This window comes from Amycolatopsis pigmentata (genome assembly GCF_042684065.1).
GTDB lineage: Bacteria > Actinomycetota > Actinomycetes > Mycobacteriales > Pseudonocardiaceae > Amycolatopsis_E > Amycolatopsis_E pigmentata.
The window spans coordinates 676,611-695,546 of record NZ_JBHUKR010000021.1 but is presented as its reverse complement, the minus strand read 5'-3'; the positions used below and the strand labels follow the sequence as shown (position 1 = coordinate 695,546).

16 protein-coding genes and 1 pseudogene are annotated in these 18,936 nt (G+C 68.7%); 11 read left to right on the top strand and 6 right to left on the bottom strand.

Annotation, left to right across the window (positions count from 1 at the left end; genetic code table 11):
• Nucleotides 1-199: 199 nt before the first annotated feature.
• A complete protein-coding gene (gene folC, locus ACFSXZ_RS34535; RefSeq protein WP_378270029.1) occupies nucleotides 200-1,657 on the bottom strand; it encodes a bifunctional tetrahydrofolate synthase/dihydrofolate synthase in 1,458 nt (485 codons plus the stop codon).
• Between the two features lie 41 nt (nucleotides 1,658-1,698).
• Between folC and ACFSXZ_RS34530 the strand changes: the two genes are divergently transcribed.
• From ACFSXZ_RS34530 to ACFSXZ_RS34500, 7 genes are all read left to right on the top strand, one after another.
• Nucleotides 1,699-2,307, top strand: coding sequence for a class I SAM-dependent methyltransferase (locus ACFSXZ_RS34530; protein ID WP_378270027.1), 609 nt, complete (start codon nucleotides 1,699-1,701; stop codon nucleotides 2,305-2,307).
• Nucleotides 2,308-2,318: 11 nt separating this feature from the next.
• Complete coding sequence (locus ACFSXZ_RS34525) at nucleotides 2,319-2,546, top strand: hypothetical protein (RefSeq protein ID WP_378270025.1); 228 nt, start codon at nucleotides 2,319-2,321, stop codon at nucleotides 2,544-2,546.
• Entirely contained in the window at nucleotides 2,543-3,742 is a 1,200-nt protein-coding gene (locus ACFSXZ_RS34520; RefSeq protein WP_378270023.1) for an amidase, read from the top strand. Before ACFSXZ_RS34525 ends, ACFSXZ_RS34520 begins: the two co-directional genes overlap by 4 nt.
• A complete protein-coding gene (locus ACFSXZ_RS34515) occupies nucleotides 3,739-4,905 on the top strand; it encodes an acyl-CoA dehydrogenase family protein (RefSeq protein WP_378270021.1) in 1,167 nt (388 codons plus the stop codon). Before ACFSXZ_RS34520 ends, ACFSXZ_RS34515 begins: the two co-directional genes overlap by 4 nt.
• Before the next feature lie 191 nt (nucleotides 4,906-5,096).
• Entirely contained in the window at nucleotides 5,097-5,954 is an 858-nt protein-coding gene (locus ACFSXZ_RS34510) for an SGNH/GDSL hydrolase family protein (RefSeq protein WP_378270020.1), read from the top strand.
• Nucleotides 5,955-6,036: 82 nt separating this feature from the next.
• A complete protein-coding gene (locus tag ACFSXZ_RS34505) occupies nucleotides 6,037-6,912 on the top strand; it encodes a LysR family transcriptional regulator (protein ID WP_378270019.1) in 876 nt (291 codons plus the stop codon).
• Nucleotides 6,913-6,986: 74 nt separating this feature from the next.
• Entirely contained in the window at nucleotides 6,987-7,625 is a 639-nt protein-coding gene (locus ACFSXZ_RS34500; RefSeq protein WP_378270018.1) for a TMEM175 family protein, read from the top strand.
• A 26-nt stretch (nucleotides 7,626-7,651) separates the two neighbouring features.
• Here the strand turns inward: ACFSXZ_RS34500 and ACFSXZ_RS34495 are convergent, their stop codons facing one another.
• Nucleotides 7,652-8,263: an SMI1/KNR4 family protein gene (locus ACFSXZ_RS34495; RefSeq protein WP_378270016.1), complete on the bottom strand. Its 612-nt coding sequence runs from the start codon at nucleotides 8,261-8,263 to the stop codon at nucleotides 7,652-7,654.
• Between the two features lie 30 nt (nucleotides 8,264-8,293).
• Nucleotides 8,294-10,924, bottom strand: a complete 2,631-nt coding sequence (locus ACFSXZ_RS34490) for a valine--tRNA ligase (protein ID WP_378270015.1) — start codon at nucleotides 10,922-10,924, stop codon at nucleotides 8,294-8,296.
• Between the two features lie 122 nt (nucleotides 10,925-11,046).
• On the opposite strand from ACFSXZ_RS34490, the gene ACFSXZ_RS34485 reads away from it, so the two are divergent.
• From ACFSXZ_RS34485 to ACFSXZ_RS34470, 4 genes and pseudogenes are all read left to right on the top strand, one after another.
• Nucleotides 11,047-12,030 carry a hypothetical protein gene (locus ACFSXZ_RS34485; protein WP_378270013.1) on the top strand — a complete coding sequence of 328 codons (984 nt, stop codon included), beginning with the start codon at nucleotides 11,047-11,049 and terminating at the stop codon, nucleotides 12,028-12,030.
• 584 nt (nucleotides 12,031-12,614) lie between these two features.
• Nucleotides 12,615-13,046 (top strand): annotated as a pseudogene (locus ACFSXZ_RS34480) (MarR family transcriptional regulator); the annotation flags it as partial.
• A 150-nt stretch (nucleotides 13,047-13,196) separates the two neighbouring features.
• On the top strand, nucleotides 13,197-14,531 hold the full coding sequence (locus ACFSXZ_RS34475; protein ID WP_378270012.1) for an MFS transporter: 1,335 nt from the start codon (nucleotides 13,197-13,199) through the stop codon (nucleotides 14,529-14,531).
• Nucleotides 14,532-14,535: 4 nt separating this feature from the next.
• Nucleotides 14,536-16,845 carry an FdhF/YdeP family oxidoreductase gene (locus ACFSXZ_RS34470; protein ID WP_378270010.1) on the top strand — a complete coding sequence of 770 codons (2,310 nt, stop codon included), beginning with the start codon at nucleotides 14,536-14,538 and terminating at the stop codon, nucleotides 16,843-16,845.
• On the opposite strand, the gene ACFSXZ_RS34465 is transcribed toward ACFSXZ_RS34470, so the two are convergent.
• The 3 genes from ACFSXZ_RS34465 to ACFSXZ_RS34460 form a co-directional block, all read right to left on the bottom strand.
• Nucleotides 16,842-17,264 carry a VOC family protein gene (locus tag ACFSXZ_RS34465; protein WP_378270008.1) on the bottom strand — a complete coding sequence of 141 codons (423 nt, stop codon included), beginning with the start codon at nucleotides 17,262-17,264 and terminating at the stop codon, nucleotides 16,842-16,844. The genes ACFSXZ_RS34470 and ACFSXZ_RS34465 overlap by 4 nt on opposite strands.
• A gap of 66 nt (nucleotides 17,265-17,330) precedes the next feature.
• Nucleotides 17,331-17,447, bottom strand: a complete 117-nt coding sequence (locus tag ACFSXZ_RS41295; RefSeq protein WP_449224301.1) for an MFS transporter small subunit — start codon at nucleotides 17,445-17,447, stop codon at nucleotides 17,331-17,333.
• Nucleotides 17,444-18,823 (bottom strand): OFA family MFS transporter, encoded by a 1,380-nt coding sequence (locus ACFSXZ_RS34460; protein WP_378270006.1) that lies wholly within the window; start codon nucleotides 18,821-18,823, stop codon nucleotides 17,444-17,446. The genes ACFSXZ_RS41295 and ACFSXZ_RS34460 overlap by 4 nt, the downstream gene beginning before the upstream one ends.
• Nucleotides 18,824-18,936: the final 113 nt, after the last annotated feature.

Here is an 18,936-nt window from a genome sequence, read left to right as displayed (position 1 = left end):
GCCACCGCGATCGTGTCGACAGGGCGCTCCCAGCCGTTACACGTCACGTCAGGCGGATAGGCGCCCTGCCGCCCCGGTGAGGGGGTCTGGGGGCTTGCCCGCAGCATGGGGCGTGGGGGGCTGTGCCCCCCACAAAGCACCGGCAAAAAAAGGCGCGCTCTGTGGTTACCTTGACAGCCGCGGGCTGACACAAGGGGTGTCATGCGGGCTCCTTGCCGAACAGAGTGCGGGCCTCGCCCGCGGTCACCACGGAACCGGTCACCAGGACACCGCCACCGGCGAGCGGCTCCTCCGGGTCGTCCGCCTCTTCGACCAGCGCCACGGCGGTCTCCACCGCGGTGTCCAGGCTCGGCTCCGCGTACACGCGCTCTTCGCCGAAGATCGATATCGCGAGGTCGTTCAGCTCGTCCAGCGGCATCGCCCGCGACGCCGAGTTCCGGGTCACCACGATGTCGGACACCGCGGGCTCCAGCGCCTCCAGGATGCCGCGCGCGTCCTTGTCCGCCATCACGCCGACCACCGCGGCCAGCCGGCGGAACGCGAACTCCTCGGTGATCGTGGCCGCGAGCGCGCGAGCGCCGTGCGGGTTGTGGGCGGCGTCGAGCAGGACGGTCGGCGCGGCACGGACGCGTTCGAGCCGACCGGGCAGCACCAGTTCGGCGAAGGCCTCACGGACTGCTTCGACGACCAGCTGACGGTCCTGGCCCGCACCGAAGAACGCCTCGACCGCCGCCAGCGCCAGAGCCGCGTTGTTCGCCTGGTGCACGCCGTGCAGCGGCAGGAAGATCTCCTCGTAGACCCCGCCGAGCCCCTGCAGTTTGAGTAACTGCCCGCCGACCGCGATCTCGCGCCGGAGCACGCCGAATTCGCTGCCCGCCCGCGCGACCGTGGCGTCGACCTCGACCGCGCGTTCCAGCAGCACGCGCTGCACGTCGGGCTCCTGCTCCGCGAGGACCGCGACGCTGCCCGGCTTGATGATGCCCGCCTTCTCCCCCGCGATCTTGGTGATGTCACTGCCCAGGTAGTCGACGTGGTCGATGCCGACCGGGGCGATCGCGGCGACCTGCGCGTCGGCCACGTTGGTCGCGTCCCACCGGCCGCCGAGGCCGGTCTCCAGCACCGCCACCTCGACCGGCGCGTCCGCGAACGCGGCGAACGCCATCCCGGTGAGCACCTCGAACTTGCTCATCGGCGGCCCGCCCGCCCCGTCGACCATGGCCACGTACGGCTTGATGTCGCGATAGACCTCGACATAACGCGAGATCGGGATCGGCACGCCGTCCAGCGCGATCCGCTCGGTGACCAGTTGCAGATGCGGGCTGGTGTAGCGGCCGACGCGCAGGCCCATCCGGGTCAGCAGCGCGTCGATCATGCGGACCGTCGAGCCCTTGCCGTTGGTACCGGCCACGTGCAGCACCGGGTAGGTCTTCTGCGGGTCACCCAGCACCGTGGCGAGCGCGGCTATCCGGTCCAGGGAAGGCTCGATGCGGGTCTCCGGCCACCGCTCGTTCAGCTCGGCTTCGACCCGGAGCAGTTCGAGGCGCGCCTCGTGGTCCGAGATCTCCGGCTCCCGGTTCGCTTCCGAAGGGTCGTCGGGCAGCGGTCCGGCCACGAAGTTGTCACCACCGGACAACTCCGCGGGGTAGGTGTCTTCCACATCGACGAGTCTAGTTCCGGGGGTATGGCAGCCTGGCCGCCATGCCGTTCAACCACAACCACCACTACCACCCGCTGTTGCTGCGCCAGGTCCCTGAAGGCGCGAAGACGGCTCTGGACGTGGGTTGTGGGACGGGATTGTTCGCGCGGAGGCTGGCCTCCGGCGGGCTCGATGTGGACGCGATGGACCCGGCTGGAGACGTCCTCGAAGTCGCTCGCGCGTTGGGCAGTCCCGGGCCGGGGCGCATCACCTATCGTCACGAGGACGTCACGCGGGCCGCGTTGGGTACCTACGACTTCATCTCCGCCATCGCCTCGATCCATCACGTGCCGTTCGAGACCGTCACAGCGCTGTGGAAGGCACTCGCACCCGGCGGCGTGCTGGTGATTCTCGGCCTCGCGAAGCCGCGGTCCGTGCCGGAACTGGTGAAGTGGGAAATCGTGAGCCCGCCGCTGAATTTGGCCGCGCGGATCGCGGTGGCAGTCGGTGAGCGGCTGAACGGTGGGCGTGACCCCGCGCCAGGCCCTCCGGTCGCGGACTGGAAGATGACCATGCCCCAGGTTCGCCGGGAGTCGGCGTCCCTGCTGCCGGGACGCACCGTGCGGACCCTGTTCTTCTGGCGTTATTTGCTGATATGTCGTCGCGACTGAGAGGGAACCGCATGCCCACGCCTGGATTCGAACCGGGCACCCTGGACGAGATCGGGTGCCCGGTGTGGATCAGCGACCTCGCCAACGACGATCCGAACCACCTCGTGCACGTGGTCCGCGACCTGGAACCGGCGGAAGCGCTCGGCATGCGCGCGATCTGTGTGCTGGCGGAATTGCCCCGCACCCTGGCCGACCTCCGGCGAATCCCGCTGCTGGTCGCTCCCCTCGAGTCGTCATGACCCGGGGAATCGGCGACCCTTTCGGCGCCTTCGTCGAGCTTTACCACGGCGGCGACGGGATTCCGGTCGGTGTCAAGGACTTCATCGACGTCGCGGGACAGACCGTCCGCAATGGCACCCCCGGGCTCGGGCACCACGTGGCCACCGAGGACGCCGAGGTGTGGGCGAGGCTCCGCGCCGCGGGCTACGTCGCGTCAGGACGGACGCGGGTGCCGGAACTCGCCTGGTCGGTACGGACCCCGGGATGCCACAACCCGTGGGACCCGGCGCGGGACGCCGGAGGGTCCAGCGGGGGGTCGGCCGTCGCCGTCGCCGCCGGGCGCGTGCCGGTCGCGCTCGGCACCGACACCGGTGGCTCGATCCGGATTCCCGCCGCGCTGTGTGGCGTCGCGGGCTTGCGGCCCACGCACGGAACGGTGTCGATGCGAGGGATCACACCATTGGCGCCGTCCATGGACACGGTGGGACCCATCGCCGCGACCGCACGAGAATGCCTGCGGGTCCATGAAATCCTCGGCGGCGCGGTCGAACCGGCTCCACCGGTGGAGGGCCTGCGCATCGGGCTGCCGGACGGTCTCTGGAGCGACCGGATCGACTCGGGGGTGGCTCGTCTGATCGACGCGGCGGCGGAGGAGCTGCGCGCGGCGGGGGCGAAGATCGTCCACGTCGAACTGCCGGTGACCCGTCGCCGGGCCCGTGGCGCCGGTTACACGATCATGCTCGCCGAGTCCGCGCGGCAGTGGTGGACCGCCTACCAGGAGCGGCCGGACGGGCTGGCCGGGCGGGCCGCCGACATGCTGCGGGCGGGCCGTGCGGTGTCGGAGGACGACTATCGCGAAGCCCTGGACCGGGCGGCGGCCGTACGCGCGGAGGTCGACGAGGCCTTCGGCGAGGTGAACGCGCTCCTGCTGCCGACCGTCCCGGTCACCGCCGCTCCGTCCGAAAGTGACACCGTCGACATCGACGGTCACGAGATGCCCATCGAGGAGGCCTATTACCGGCTCACCGCGCTGGCGTCGGTCACCGGTCGTCCCGCGCTCACCGTTCCCGCCGGACTGAGCGACGGTCTGCCGGCCGGTGCTCAACTGGTCGGTCCGGCCCGGCAGGAAGCCTTGCTGTGCCGGCTGGGCGAAACCATCGAGCGTGGACCCGAAGCGAGCAAACTGATCCAGGCTCGGCTTAGGATCGCACTGTGAACTCACCGGATCCTCGTGACCTGCTCGGCGTCCGTGACCTGTTGACCGCGGAAGAACGCGAAATCGCCGACACCGTCCGTGCCTTCGTGGGCAAGGAGGTCACCGAGCACGCCGGTGAGTGGTTCGAAGAAGCGCGATTCCCCCATCACCTGATCGCGCCGCTGGCCGACCTCGGCCTGCTGGGCATGCACCTCGAAGGTTATGGCTGCGCGGGGACGAGCGCGGTGGCCTACGGCCTGGCCTGCCTGGAACTCGAAGCCGGCGACAGCGGGTTGCGCAGCTTCGTGTCGGTGCAGGGTTCACTGGCGATGTTCCCGATCTGGAAGTACGGCTCCGAGGAACAGAAACAGCGCTGGCTCCCCGCCATGGCGCGCGGCGAGAAGATCGGTTGTTTCGGTCTCACCGAACCGGATCGCGGGTCCGACCCCGCCGCCATGCGCACCACGGCACGGCGGGACGGTTCGGACTGGGTGCTCAACGGCACCAAGATGTGGATCACCAACGGCACCTTCGCCGATGTCGCGGTGGTGTGGGCGCGCGCCGAGGAGGGCATCCGCGGGTTCCTCGTGCCTACCGGCACGCCGGGTTTCACCGCGCGGGAGATCACGCACAAGATGTCCCTGCGCATGTCCGCGACCGCCGAACTCGTGCTCGACGACGTCCGCCTGCCCGAGGACGCGGTGCTGCCCGGGGTCACCGGACTGCGTGGTCCGCTGTCCTGCCTTGCCGAAGCGCGCTACGGAATCCTTTGGGGCGCGCTGGGCGCCGCCCGCTCGTGTTTCGAGACGGCTTTGGACTACGCCACGACCCGTGAGCAGTTCGGCCGGCCGATCGGCGGTTTCCAGCTGACCCAGCAGAAACTGGTCTCGATGGCGCTCGAGTTGAACAAGGGCCTGCTGCTCGCCCTGCATCTCGGCCGCCGCAAGGACGGCGAGGGCCTGCCGCCCGAACTGGTCAGTTTCGGCAAGCTCAACAATGTGCGCGCGGCGATCGACATCGCCCGCTCGGCCCGCACGATTCTCGCCGCGAACGGGATCAGTCTCGAGTATCCGGTCATCCGGCATGCCAACAACCTGGAATCGGTGCTCACCTACGAGGGCACCGAAGAAATCCACACCCTCGTTCTCGGCCAGGTGCTCACGGGTCAGTCCGCGTATCGCTGACCGGTCCGGACCACCTCCGGATCGTCCACAAAGGACGAACGCGTCTCGTGACAACGCATGGGGTGACGCCGTACCCGGACTGCCGGAATGGCGTCACCGGATCTCGACGCCACGGGTTTCCCCGCCGTCGGCGCAGCGGAAGCACCCGAACGGCGGCAGTGCCGGGGCCGCCGAACGGCTAGGAAGAGGGGATGCGAAGACTCGTCATTGTCGCCGTAGTCGCGCTCGCCGCCTTGGTACCGGGCCTCACCGCGTCAGCGGCCACGCGCCACTTCCGCCATTACGTTTCGCTGGGTGACTCCTACACCGCGGGGCCCCTCATCCCCCTGCTCCGGCTCGACCCCGTGGGCTGCGTCCGTTCCACTTCCGACTATCCCGCGCAGCTGGCGCTCCGCCTGGGGGTCCAGTCCTTCACCGACGTGAGCTGCAGCGGCGCCGACACCTCCGACATGACGAGTCCGCAGGACGTGCCGCTCGGGCAGAACCCACCGCAGCTCGACGCCGTCGGCTCCGGCACCGACCTGGTCACTCTTGGTATCGGCGGCAACGACTACGGCGTGTTCGGCACGCTCGTCGGGACCTGCCCCGGCCTCCGCGACTCCGACCCCACCGGAAATCCGTGCCAGCGGCATTTCACCGTCGACGGGGTCGACACGATCAAGGCCGCGCTCGCGCGGACGCGCGGCAACATCGCGTCGGTGCTGACCGCGATCCACGCGCGGGCTCCGCAGGCGAAGGTGCTGGCCATCGGCTATCCGCGGATCGCGCCCCCGTCAGGGACCTGTCCGGACATCCTGCCTTTCGCCGATGGTGACTACGCCTGGCTGACCAGCGTGGAGGAAGCGCTCAACGACGCCGTCTCAGGTGCCGCCCAGGACACCGGGTCGTCCTATGTGGACACCTTCGGGCCGTCGCTCGGGCACGACGCGTGCTCCGCGTCACCATGGATCAACGGTCAGTACAACAACCCCCTCGCGGCCGCCGCGTACCACCCGTTCTTCGCCGGGATGCGCGGTGTCGCGGACGCGATCGGCCGGTTCCTGGGCTGATCGGGGTATCGCCGATCTCGCGACGGGTGGTACGACCAATAATCGTTCACTCGTACAATGATTGCGGGTTGGTGATTGCACGATGGAGCTACGGCAACTGCGGTACTTCCTCACCGTGGCCGAGGAACTACATTTCGGCCGCGCCGCCGAACGGCTGCACATCGTCCAGCCCGCGGTGAGCCAGCAACTGCGCCGGCTCGAACGCGAACTGGGCGTGGCGCTGCTCGACCGCACGACCCGCAGCGTCCGGCTGACCGAGGCCGGGCAACGCTTCCTGCCGCACGCCCGCGCCGTGCTGGAGGCCGAGGAACAGGCCCGGGAGGCGATCGTCGGGTTCCGGGCCGAACAAGCGGCGACGGTCCGCCTCGGCACCAGCGACGGTCTCGGCGATCACCTCGACCGCGTGCTGGGCGAGTTCGCCCGGCGGGCCCCGGAGGTCGGCCTGGAACTGGTGGACGCCCCGGCCGAGCAGCGCCTGCGGCGGGTGCGCTCGGGGGAGCTCGACGCGGCCCTGGTCCGGGGCGAGTGGGCACGCACCGGGCTGCGCTTCGTGCCCGCCTGGGAGGACGAGGTTCTGGCGGCCCTTCCCGCCACACACCCGCTCGCCGCCGCCGAAGTGGTCGACTTCGCCGAACTGGCCGGGCTCCCGCTGCGGCTGGCCGGCCGGGCCCGTAACCCGACGCTGTACGACCTGGTCGTGGAAAGCTGCCGGCGCGCGGGCTTCGAACCCGTCTTCGGCAAGGAATTCCCCACCGCACGGGACACCCTGGCCGCCGTCGGTTTCGGAAAACCGACGTGGACGGTCCTCTACGCCCCGTACGCGAGCCAGCTCACCGTCCCGGGAGTGGTCTTCCGCCCGCTCAGGAATCCGACCCCGAGAATGCGGACATTCCTCGCCATCCGTGCGGATGCCCGGCGGCCCGAACTCGCCGCGCTGATCGGTGCCTGCGCGAACTAGACGTGTATCGAAGTCCCGTTTTCGCTGGGGGCGACGAGAGGCGCGGGCACGGCCGGATGGTGTTTAATCCAGCCGTGCGAACAAAAAAGTCGCCGAGCCGGCTCGTTGCCTTCACGGACGCGGTCGTGGCCATCGCGATCACCCTCCTCGTACTCCCCTTGACGGATCTGGTCGCCGAAGGGGCCAAGGAAAATCTGTCCGCGCCGGAACTGATCGCCGACCACAAATGGCAGATCTACAGTTTCTTGCTCAGTTTCGTCGTGATAGCGCGGCTGTGGCTGTCCCACCACCAACTGTTCGAGAAAGTCGGTACGCACAGCCGGTGGCTGATCCGGTGGAACATGGTGTGGCTGCTGTTCATCGTGGTCCTGCCGTTTCAAACCGAAATGACGGCCGTGTTCAACGGTGACCGGTTCGCCGTCGGCTTCTACATAGCGGTGGTACTGGCCAGCGAAATCTGTCTCGCCGCGATGGAGTTCATGGTCTACCGCGATCCGGAACTGGCGACGGAACCCGGTGCGGTGTCCCGCCAGGACGTGATCGGGTCCGCGGTGACCGGTGCGATCCTGTTGCTCGCTCTTCTCCTGGCCGTCTTCGTGCCCGATGTCTACTCGTACAGCCTGTTGCTCCTGGTCATTCCGAACACCCACAAACGCTTCGTCCGCCGCCGGAACGAAAAGCGGGTGGCCGAAAAGGCGACCGAAGCCGCCTGACCGGACTCACTCGCCGGGCCAGGCGGTCAGCGCGGCACGAGAGTCAGTTCAGGATCTTCGTCGGGGTACGCCCAGCGGAGTTCTCCCTCGTCGGTCAGGTGCGGCACCATGCCGTCGAAGTCGCCGCCCTGGGTCATGGCTGTCGCGACCGCGTCGAGATAGGTGGCGAAATCCGGCCAGCCCCACCCTGGACCGAAATGCGCCACGTCGTCCTTCGGCCGAGAACCGAGACGACCGTATCCCGGCCCTGGACGGCAGTCGAGAAGCTGGACACTGCCGTCGAGGTCGGCGATCGGCAGCCATTGCTCGTGCCACCACCAGTCGTCGGCATCGTCCCGGCCGATGCCTTCGTCGTCCTCGTCCACCGAGGCCGCGACCTCCATCAGCATCTGCCGGGTGGAGACGATGTCTTCCAACGGCAACAGCGGGTAGCCGGGGAAATCACCGCAATACCTCGGCTGCCCGTCGTGGCACAGCAACGACTCCACGAGATCCGCCGGGAACTTCAGGCCCAGCGCCTGCTCCGCGGCGGCTATTCCCGCCCGCGTGGCGGGAGCGTGGCGAGCCGGGTCGCTCGCTGGTACGCGCCGTTCGAGCCACTCGTCGATGGCCGACCATGCTTCGGATACCTTGCGCACGGACGGCGATCCTAGCGAGGACCACGCGGTTCAGGACGGAGAAACTCCGAGCGTGTCCAGGCGGGCGGTGATGCGGTCGATGTCGGCCGCCGCGACCTCACGACGGGACCGGATCTTCTCGACCACGTCGGCCGGTGCCTTGGCGAGGAAACTTTCGTTGCCGAGCTTCCCCTCGGTCTGCTTCAACTCCTTTTGCGCGACCGCGAGATCCTTCTCCAACCGCTTACGCTCGGCGGCGACGTCCACCGCGCCGGACAGGTCGAGCGCCACGTGCGCCACGCCCTCGGAGAGGGACACGTCGATCGCCGCGCTCGCGGTGAACCCGTCGGCGGCCTCGGTCAACCGGGCGAGCGAGAAGATCGCACCCTCGTGCCCGTCGACCCCGGCGAAACCCGCGCCGGACAGCTGTGCGGCGACGCGCTGGCCCGGCTTGAGGCCCTGGTCCGAGCGGAACCGCCGGATCTCGGTGACCAGCTTCTGCACGTCACCGATGCGCTTGTCCGCCGTCGCGTCGGCAAAGGACTCGTCCGCCGTCGGCCACGACGCGATGACGATCGACTCACCGCCGGTAAGCGCTTTCCACAACCGCTCGGTGACGAACGGGATCACCGGGTGCAGCAACCGGAGCACGACGTCGAGCACGTGCCCGAGCACCGCACGGGTGCCCTCGGCGTGCTCACCCGCGAACTGGACCTTCGCCAGTTCCAGGTACCAGTCGCACAACTCGTCCCAGGTGAAGTGGTAGAGCAGGTCGACCGCCTTGGCGAACTGGTAGTCGTCCAAGAGTCCGTCGACTTCGGACACGACCCGGGCCAGCCTGCCGAGAATCCAGCGGTCGGCCTCGGTCAGCTCCGCCGCGGGCGGCACTGCCGTGGCCACCGTCGCGCCGTTCATGAGTGCGAACCGGGTGGCATTCCACAGTTTGGTGCCGAAGTTGCGCGATCCCGCGGCCCACTCCTCGGCCAGCGCCATGTCGGCGCCGGGGTTGGCGCCACGCGCCAGCGTGAAGCGGGTGGCGTCGGCACCGTAGCGGTCCATCCACTCCAGCGGGTCGATCACGTTGCCACGGGACTTCGACATCTTCTTGCCGTGCGCGTCACGGATGAGACCGTGCAGGTAGACGTGGTCGAAGGGCTGGACGCCGTCCATCGCGACCAAGCCCATCATCATCATCCGGGCCACCCAGAAGAACAGGATGTCGTAGCCGGTGGACAGCACACTGGTCGGATAGAACCGCTTGAGGTCCTTTGTGGACTCTGGCCAGCCGAGCGTGGAGAACGGCCACAACCCCGAGGAGAACCAGGTGTCCAGCACGTCGGGATCCTGGGTCCAGCCCTCACCGGACGGAGGCTGTTCGTCCGGCCCGACGCAGACCATCTGCCCGTCCGGCCCGTACCAGACCGGGATCCGGTGGCCCCACCACAACTGGCGCGAGATCGTCCAGTCGTGCATGTTGTCGACCCAGTCGAAGTAGCGCTTGGCCAGCTCCGGCGGGTGAATCCGGGTCCGGCCGTCGCGCACCGCGTCCCCGGCTGCGCGCGCCAGCGGCTCGACCTTGACCCACCACTGCAGCGACAGGCGGGGCTCGACCACGGTGTCACACCGTGAGCAGTGCCCGACCGCGTGCAGGTACGGCCGCTTCTCGGCGACGATGCGGCCCTGCTCGCGCAGCGCGGCCACGACCGCGGGCCGCGCTTCGAACCGGTCCAGCCCCTCGAACGGGCCGGGCACGGTGATCACCGCGCGCTCGTCCATGATCGACGGCATGGGCAGGTTGTGCCGCCTGCCGATCTCGAAGTCGTTCGGGTCGTGCGCCGGGGTCACCTTGACCGCGCCGGTGCCGAACTCGGGGTCGACGTGCTCGTCGGCCACGATCGGGATCCTGCGCCCGGTGAGCGGCAGCTCGACCTCGGTGCCGACCAGATGCCGGTAGCGCTCGTCGTCCGGGTGCACCGCCACGGCCGTGTCCCCGAGCATCGTCTCGGCACGGGTGGTGGCGACGACGATGGAGTTCTCCCCGTCGCCGTACCGGATCGAGATCAGCTCGCCCTCGTCCTCGGAGTGCTCGACCTCGATGTCGGACAGCGCGGTGTGGCAGCGGGGACACCAGTTGATGATGCGCTCGGCCCGGTAGATCAGGCCGTCGTCGTACAACCGCTTGAACATGGTCTGGACGGCGCGGGAGAGGCTCTCGTCCATGGTGAACCGCTCGCGGGACCAGTCGACGCCGTCACCGAGCCTGCGCATCTGCGCGAGAATCCGGCCGCCGTACTCGGCCTTCCACGCCCAGACCCGCTCGACGAACCGCTCGCGCCCGAGGTCGTGCCGCGAGAGGCCTTCGGCGGCCAGGTCCCGCTCGACGACGTTCTGCGTCGCGATCCCGGCGTGGTCCATGCCCGGCAGCCACAGCACCTCGTAGCCCTGCATCCGGCGGCGCCGGGTCATCAGGTCCATCAGTGTGTGGTTGAGCGCGTGACCCATGTGGAGGCTGCCGGTGACGTTCGGTGGTGGCAGCACGATAGTGAACGGAGGCTTGTCCGAGTCCGCATCCGCCGTGAAGTAGCCGGCGTCTACCCAGCGCTGGTAGATCGCGGCTTCCTCGTCGGCCGGGCTCCACGCGCCCGGCAGTTCGGCCGATGAGTCAAGGGGCTTTTCCGTCACAGCTGGTAAGTGTACGAACCTCGCCGGACGCGCCGCATCCGCATTACCCGCCGGTGCTCGTAACGATCACTGATCTTGAACGACTCGCACCGTGACGGCAAAGCGGAAAGGCCCGAGCGGACGTGGACGACAGCTCTCTCGAGAATCACCCGGACCTGATGGATCCGGACTGGCAGCGGCACGCCGAGAAGGAGGCGTGGACCGAACTGCGGGCCAAGCGACGGCGGGCCAAGCGCGGCAAGCGGCTCGCTTGGACGGCGGTGCTGCTGGCCGCCGCGCTGGCCGCGGCCGTCGGCGTCTACCGCTGGGGCACGGCGACCGCCCACGACCAGGGCGCCGCCCTTCCCGTGAGCGGCGCCCACTCGACCTCGGCGGCACCCAGCACGATCCCGGAGTTCGCCAAGGTCGACCTGAGCCGTCCGTTCGACAACACTCCGGCGCAGTCATGGGCCGACAGCGCGGACGGCCTGACCACGCCGGCGGCGGTGAAGATCGGCACCTTCTCGGTGGCAGACGTCCAAGACGCCTACGACCGCGTGAAGAAGCTGATCGCCGCGGCCGAACTCGACCGGCGGGTGCTGGAAAGCCACGACGCGTCGGGCTATCTCGCGTTGCTGACGCCGTCGGAGCAGGACCGGCTCCGGCCGATCCTCGCCAACCGTTCCACGAACGAGTTCGGCAACTACGTCACCATGCTCGCGGACGGCTTCCACCTGCTGCGGACGGGACCCAAGATCAACGGAAGGCTGAGCGCGCGTCTCGGTGACCGCGAAGCCGAGTTGGTGGTGCACGCCGAATACGTCGTGGGTTATGCCTTCGATCCCGGTGACTACCGGCCGATCACCAGTCCGGCTGACATCGAGGCCTTCCAGCGGACGGCCGCCGATTACGTGATCCGCACCAGCCCCCCGTACGTGAAGCGCGACGCGGGTCTCTCGCTGGGCGCAGGCGAAGGCTGGACGTACTCGATGGCGTGCGGGCCGGCGAAAGCCGGGTATCTGGCCCCCACCTACAGCGAACACTCCCTCCACGCACCCGAAGGCGGCGACGACCAGACGAAGGTCTTCGACCTCAACGCGCCCATGCCGACCAGCAGCACCTGCTGAAGGGCCGAGCCGGCCAGGTTGTGGTCAAAGTGCGGCGCCGCGGAGAGGACAGTCAGCCTTTAGGGAGCACATATACGTCGTACGTACCTCCGTTGAAATAACACTGGAAGCCCACGAAAGCACCATTCCGCGGTTCGGTAACGAAATCCGCCGCATCCGCCAGGCAACTTTCTCTTGATGTGAACCCACCACCAGCCTTAACCCAGGGTGGCCCGGGAGGCGTGTCGGCGGTCAGGGGAAGGGTGACCATCGCCGCACCGACAGCCAGGGAAACCCTGGCGGCGACTCGAGAAAACCGGGATTTCATAGCGCCTCCTTCTGTTGCCCGCTCAGCGAATCGGCAACGGCCGACCTGGGTCACGAAAGGCACCGGCGTCGCGGCGGACGAATCGACAATGATCAACCGCACGGCCGAAAGCAGGGGCTCGATCCGCCCGTGCGCAACCGGGCGCCGCGCAAACTGCCATAAAGGAAGTTTCGTTGCTTGTTTTGTCGGATGAGCGACCAATATTCGGCGCATATCCCGGTTTGCCGCCCTGGGGCGCGGATTCGACAGCCCAGACTCATCAGTCTAGCCTGAGTACATGACCCGGGTCCGGAACGAGGTGGCGCAGCTCGCGGGTGAGTTGCGGGGCGTGGTCGGGCAGTTGCGGCGGCGATTGCGCCAGGTGGACAACGCCGACGTCCTGACGCCTTCGCAGTCGTCCGTGCTCGCCCGGCTGGACCGGGACGGTCCGGCCACGCAGGCGGCGCTGGCGGCCGCCGAGCACGTACGCCAGCAGTCGATGGCCGCCACCCTGGGCGTGCTGAACGAACTCGGCTATCTGAAGCGGAGGCGTGACCCGGACGACGGGCGGCGCATCCTCGTCTCGCTGTCCGACCTCGGGCAGAAGACCGTACGGGGTGTGCTGCAGCACCGCGACGAATGGCTCGCCGCCGCGTTGGCGACCGGACTCACCGAAGAGGAACGCCGAACCCTCGTCGAAGCCGTCCCACTCCTACGCCGCCTGGCTCAGTGCCAGTCGATGAACGCGCCGGACCTTCGGATGGCGCGTTCGGCCGGTTCCATTACCCGGTTGGCCCGCGATTCGCAGATGGTCTCGCAGAAGGAGGACTGAGACACGACCACCGCGACGACGTCACGCCCCACTTTCGGTGCGCGTCTGGTGACCCCGCTGGTCGCGGGCGCGCTGCTGAACCCGATCAACACGACCCTCATCGCCGTCGCGCTCATCCCCATCGGACGGACCTTCGGCGCAGGCCCGGAAAAAACGGCGTGGCTGCTCACCGCGCTGTATCTCGCCACCGCCGTCGGACAGCCGGTCATCGGGCTGTTCGTCGACAGATTCGGCCCGCGGCGGGTACTGCTCGCCGGTGCGGTCACCGTGATCGTGGCGGGCGTAGCGGGCACGTTCGCGTTCTCGCTGGGCTGGCTGGTCGCGGTGCGGGTCGTGCTCGGTGTCGGCACCTGCGCGGGTTTCCCCGCCGCCATGGCCGTGCTGCGCAAGCGTGCCGACGCGACGGGCTCGGGCGTGCCGAGCCGGGTGCTGTCGATCCTGGCCATGTCGGGGCAGACGATCATGGTGATCGGGCCCGCGCTGGGCGGCGCGCTGATCGGGCTGGCGGGCTGGTCCGCGATCTTCGCCGTGAACATTCCGCTCGGGCTGGCGTCGGTGGTGCTGACGCTGCTCTGGATCCCGAAGGACGACCGCGCCGGGCTGAAGCGGGAGCGTATCGACGTGGCCGGCATCGTGCTGTTCTCCGCCACGTTGCTGGCCCTGCTGCTGTTCGTGATGAAACCGGCGGTGTCCGACCTCTGGTTGCTCGCCGTCACGGCAGGGCTCGGCGCGGTGTTCGTCCGCGTGGAAACGCGGTCTGCCAAGCCGTTCGTCGACCTGCGGATGCTCGCCGGCAACCGCCCGCTGTTGCGTACCTACCTCCGCCAGGCGCTGGCCTTCCTGATCGTCTACTCGATCATGTTCGGTTACGTGCAGTGGCTGGAGTCCGCGCGTGGGCTGAGTGAGTCCGGTGCGGGAGCGGTGCTACTGCCGATGTCGGCGGTAGCGGTGCTCGCCACGGCCTTTTCCGGGAAACCGTCGGGCATCAAGGCGCGGCTGATCGGAAACTCACTGGCGTTGCTCGGTGGGGCGGCACTGCTGTTGTTCGTGGACCCGAAGAGCTGGCTCGGCGAACTGGTCGCCATCGCCGCGGTGTTCGGTCTCGGCCAGGGCCTGACCAGTGTGACGAACCAGACCGCGCTCTACGGCCAGGCACCGGCCGGCCAGATCGGCACGGCCAGCGGGCTGTTCCGCACCGCCCAGTACCTCGGGGCGATCGCCGCGTCCACGCTGATCGCGCTGTGTTTCGGCACCCAGGCGACCTCCTCCGGCCTGCACAAGTTGTCCTTGGCCCTGCTCGGTGTCGGCATGGTCCTGCTCGTGGTGACCGTCGCCGATCGCGCGCTTGGTGCTTCCCGAAGGACGCCAGAGCAGGCACGATAGTGCTGTGAAGCGCACTGGCCCGACCGAAGACATCGACGAGTCCCGCCTCGAAGTCCACGCCCCCAAGGACTACGCCGCCGGTCTGACCGGCGTCGCCGTCTCCCTGGTGCGCGGCGTCGAGCAGATGGGCACCGGACGCACCGTCCGCGCGCTGCGCCTGGTGAACCAGCGGCAGGGCTTCGACTGTCCGGGCTGCGCCTGGCCCGAGCCGCGCGAGGCCGACGGCGAGGGGCGCAAGCTGGCCGAATTCTGCGAGAACGGCGCCAAGGCGGTGGCCGAGGAGGCGACGCTCCGCCGGGCCGGGCCGGAGTTCTTCGCGGCGCATCCGGTGGCGGAACTGGCCGGCAAGACCGACTACTGGCTCGGTCAGCAGGGCAGGCTCACGCATCCGATGGTGCTGCGCGAGGGCGCGACCCACTACGAACCGCTCTCCTGGGATGACGCTTTCACGCTCGTCGCCGAAAAGTTGCGGGCACTGTCCACACCGGACGAAGCGATCTTCTACACCTCCGGTCGCACCAGCAACGAGGCCGCCTTCCTGTACCAGCTGTTCGCGCGCTCGTTCGGCACCAACAACCTGCCGGACTGCTCGAACATGTGCCACGAGTCCTCGGGAGCGGCGCTGTCGGCCACGACCGGCGTCGGCAAGGGGTCGGTGAGCCTGGCCGACATCCAGCACGCCGATCTCCTGGTCGTGGTCGGGCAGAACCCGGGGACCAACCACCCGCGCATGCTCACCGCGCTGGAGCGGGCCAAGGCGCGGGGGGCGCGGATCATCGCGGTGAACCCGTTGCCGGAGGCCGGGTTGATGCGGTTCAAGAACCCGCAGAACGCGCGCGGACTGCTCGGCCGGGGCACCGCGCTGGCGGACGAGTTCGCGCAGATCCGGCTCGGCGGGGACCTCGCCCTGTTCCAGGCGATCGGCCATCTGCTGCTGTCCTGGGAGGAAGCGGCCCCGGGCACCGTCGCCGACCAGGACTTCATCGCCTCCTCCACGCACGGGTTCGAGACCTACGCGAAGAATCTGCGCGAGCTGGACTGGGCGGCGGTGGACCGCGCGACCGGCCTGCCCCGCGAGCAGATCGAGAAGATCGCGCGCATGATCGCCGAGTCCGAGCGCACCGTCTACTGCTGGGCGATGGGCCTGACCCAGCACCGGCACGCGGTCCCGACCATCCAGGAGATCACGAACCTCGCGCTGCTCCGCGGCATGATCGGCAAGCCCGGCGCCGGGTTGTGCCCGGTCCGGGGCCACTCCAACGTCCAGGGCGACCGGACGATGGGCGTCTGGGAGAAGATGCCCGAACGGTTCCTGAGCGCGCTGGAGCAGGAGTTCGGCATTCCCGTGCCGCGCAAGCACGGGTACGACACCGTCGACGCGATCCGCGCGATGCGGGACGGGCACGGCAGGGTGTTCATCGCGATGGGGGGCAACTTCGCCGCCGCCACCCCGGATTCCGCGCTCACGGAACGGGCGTTGCGCTCGTGCGAACTGACCGTGCAGGTGTCCACGAAGCTCAACCGCTCGCACGTGGTGCACGGGAAGACCGCACTGATCCTGCCCGCCCTCGGCCGCACCGAACGCGACGTGCGCTCCGGTGTCGAGCAGTTCGTCACGGTCGAGGATTCGATGTCGTGCGTGCACACCTCACGCGGCCGCCTCCGTCCCGCGGGCGACCAGCTTCTGTCCGAAGTGGACATCGTCTGCCGGCTCGCGGTGACGCTGCTCGGCGACGAACACGCGGTGCCGTGGCACGAATTCCGGACCGACTACGACCGCATCCGGGACCGGATCGGCCGGGTCGTCCCGGGCTGCGACGACTACAACGCGCGGGTCCGCGAGCCCGACGGCTTCGTGCTTCCGCACCCGCCCCGGGACTCCCGGCAGTTCCCCGGGACGGCGAACGGCAAGGCCAACTTCACCACGAGCGAACTGGAGTACCCCGAGGTTCCGCCCGGTCGGCTACTGCTCCAGACGCTGCGCAGCCACGACCAGTACAACACCACGATCTACGGGCTTTCCGACCGCTACCGCGGCATCTCCGACGCGCGGCGGGTGGTCCTGGTGCACCCCGAGGACCTGGCCGGACTCGGCTTCACCGACGGTGAACTGGTGGATCTGGTGTCCGAGTGGAAGGACACCGAGCGCAAGGCCGAGCGGTTCCGGGTGGTGGCCTACCCGACGGCCCGGGGCTGCGCGGCGGCGTACTTCCCGGAGGCGAACTCCCTGGTGCCGCTGGATTCCGTCGCCCGGACCTCCAACACCCCGGTGTCCAAGGCCATCGTCATCCGGCTGGAGCACACCGCGCACTAGTGGGTCGCGAAGAGCTGGGACTCGTCGCGAAAAGCCTTGAACTCCAGGGCGTTGCCCGCCGGGTCGAGCAGGAACATCGTCCACTGCTCCCCCGGTTCGCCCGCGAACCGCTGGTAGGGCTCGATCACGAACTCGGTCCCGGCCGCCCGCAGCCGATCGGCGAGCTCGTGGAAGTCCTCGATGGACAGGATGAGACCGAAATGCGGCACCGGCACGTCGTGACCGTCGACGGGGTTGCGGCCCGCTTCGCCGCGCGCGCCCGGGACGACGTGCGTGACGACCTGGTGGCCGTGGAAGTTCCAGTCCACCCACTTCGTGTCGGAGCGGCCCTCGCTCAGGCCCAGGACACCGCCGTAGAACCGGCGCGCCCGGTCGAGGTCGTCGACCGGGATGGCGAGATGGAAGCCGGGACGGGTCATCGGAACTCACCTTTCACGCGGGTCCGCAAGACGACCCTCGCATGAGGAGAACGGCCCGCACAAGGATCATCCGCCGAACAGCTGGACGACCTTCAGGATGAGCTGGTACACGCCGTAGGCGAACGGCACGCCGACCCACAGCCAGGCCAACGTCATCAGCAGTGATCGCCGGGTGCCCGTCATGCGGTCTTCCTCTCCTCGGTGGCCACGAGGGCCTCGGCGTTCTCACCGGTTTCGCCTGGTTCGTGGTGCTTCGGGTGCACCGGGCGCACGAACTCGTTCGCCACGAAGCCGACCACGAGCAGGACGATCATGATGACGAAGGACATGGTGTAGAGGTCCGGTCCCTGCTTGCCCACCGACTTCTCGTGGTCGGCGATGCCGTCGACGATCATCGGCCCGAGCACCCCGGCGACCGACCACGCGGTGAGCAGGCGGCCGTGGATGGCGCCGACTTCGTGACTGCCGAACAGGTCCTTCAGGTACGCCGGAATGGTGGCGAACCCGCCGCCGTAGAAGGAAAGGATCACCATCGCGCACAGCACGAACACCAGCTTCGACGAGTTGCCGGTCAGCGCGATGACGAGATACAGCAGCGCACCGACGCCGAGGTAGCCGCGGTAGATGTTCTTGCGCCCGATGAGGTCCGAAGTGGACGACCAGACGAACCGGCCGAGCATGTTGGTCAGCGACAGCAGGGCGACGAACCCGGCCGCCGCCGCGGTGCCGACCGGCACCGGGGTCCCCTTGAAGAAGTCGGTGATCATCGGCGCCGCCTTCTCCAGGATGCCGATCCCCGCCGTGACGTTGAAACACAGCACGATCCACAGGCACCAGAACTGCGGGGTCCTGATCGCGGTGGCGGCCGACACCCGGGCCGAGGTGATCATCGCGCCGGTGGTCGCCGGAGGCTCCCAGCCGGCCGGCCGCCAGCCCGGCGCGGGCACCCGCACCAGGAACACCGACAGTGACATGAACACCGCGTAGACCAGGCCGTGCACCAGGAAGGCCGCGCCGATCCCGCCGCTGGTGGCCCCGAACGACTGCAACATCCCGGCCGACCACGGCGAGGCGATCAGCGCTCCCCCGCCGAACCCCATGATCGCGATGCCGGTGGCCATGCCCGGCCGGTCCGGGAACCACTTGATCAGGGTGGACACCGGCGAGATGTAGCCGATGCCGAGGCCGACCCCGCCGATGAAGCCGTAGCCGAGCACCACCAGCCAGAACTGCCCGGTCACCGCGCCGAGCGCCGAGACGAGGAAGCCGCTGGAGAAGCAGACCATGGACACGAACATGGCCCACCGGGGCCCGTTGCGCTCGACCAGCGTGCCGCCGAACGCGGCGGAGAGCCCGAGCATGACGATGGCCAGCTGGAACGGCAGCGAACTCAGCGTGCCGGACAGGCCCATGGACTTTTCGAGCGGTGTCTTGAACACGCTCCAGGCATAGGCCTGGCCGATCGCGAGGTGCACCGAAAGCGCGGCGGGAGGAATGAGCCAGCGGCTCCAGTCCGGCGGTGCGATCGTGCGGGAACGGTCCAGGAACGTGACGGCCACGATGACGCTCCCCTACGCTGGGTTTGCGGACGGACGAAGGCGAGTCCGCAATCTAATATCAAGCAACGTGCCGGCGCGACAATCGGTGTCAAATTTTTACCAAGCCGACCGAA

What these genes read in the sequence shown, in the direction of transcription:
- ACFSXZ_RS34505 (WP_378270019.1), top strand. Translation starts at nt 6,037, where the DNA reads ATGGAGCTACGGCAACTGCGGTACTTCCTCACCGTGGCCGAGGAACTA.
- ACFSXZ_RS41295 (WP_449224301.1), bottom strand. Translation starts at nt 17,447, where the DNA reads ATGACGGGCACCCGGCGATCACTGCTGATGACGTTGGCCTGGCTGTGG.
- ACFSXZ_RS34520 (WP_378270023.1), top strand. Translation starts at nt 2,543, where the DNA reads ATGACCCGGGGAATCGGCGACCCTTTCGGCGCCTTCGTCGAGCTTTAC.
- ACFSXZ_RS34530 (WP_378270027.1), top strand. Translation starts at nt 1,699, where the DNA reads ATGCCGTTCAACCACAACCACCACTACCACCCGCTGTTGCTGCGCCAG.
- ACFSXZ_RS34510 (WP_378270020.1), top strand. Translation starts at nt 5,097, where the DNA reads ATGCGAAGACTCGTCATTGTCGCCGTAGTCGCGCTCGCCGCCTTGGTA.
- ACFSXZ_RS34525 (WP_378270025.1), top strand. Translation starts at nt 2,319, where the DNA reads ATGCCCACGCCTGGATTCGAACCGGGCACCCTGGACGAGATCGGGTGC.
- ACFSXZ_RS34465 (WP_378270008.1), bottom strand. Translation starts at nt 17,264, where the DNA reads ATGACCCGTCCCGGCTTCCATCTCGCCATCCCGGTCGACGACCTCGAC.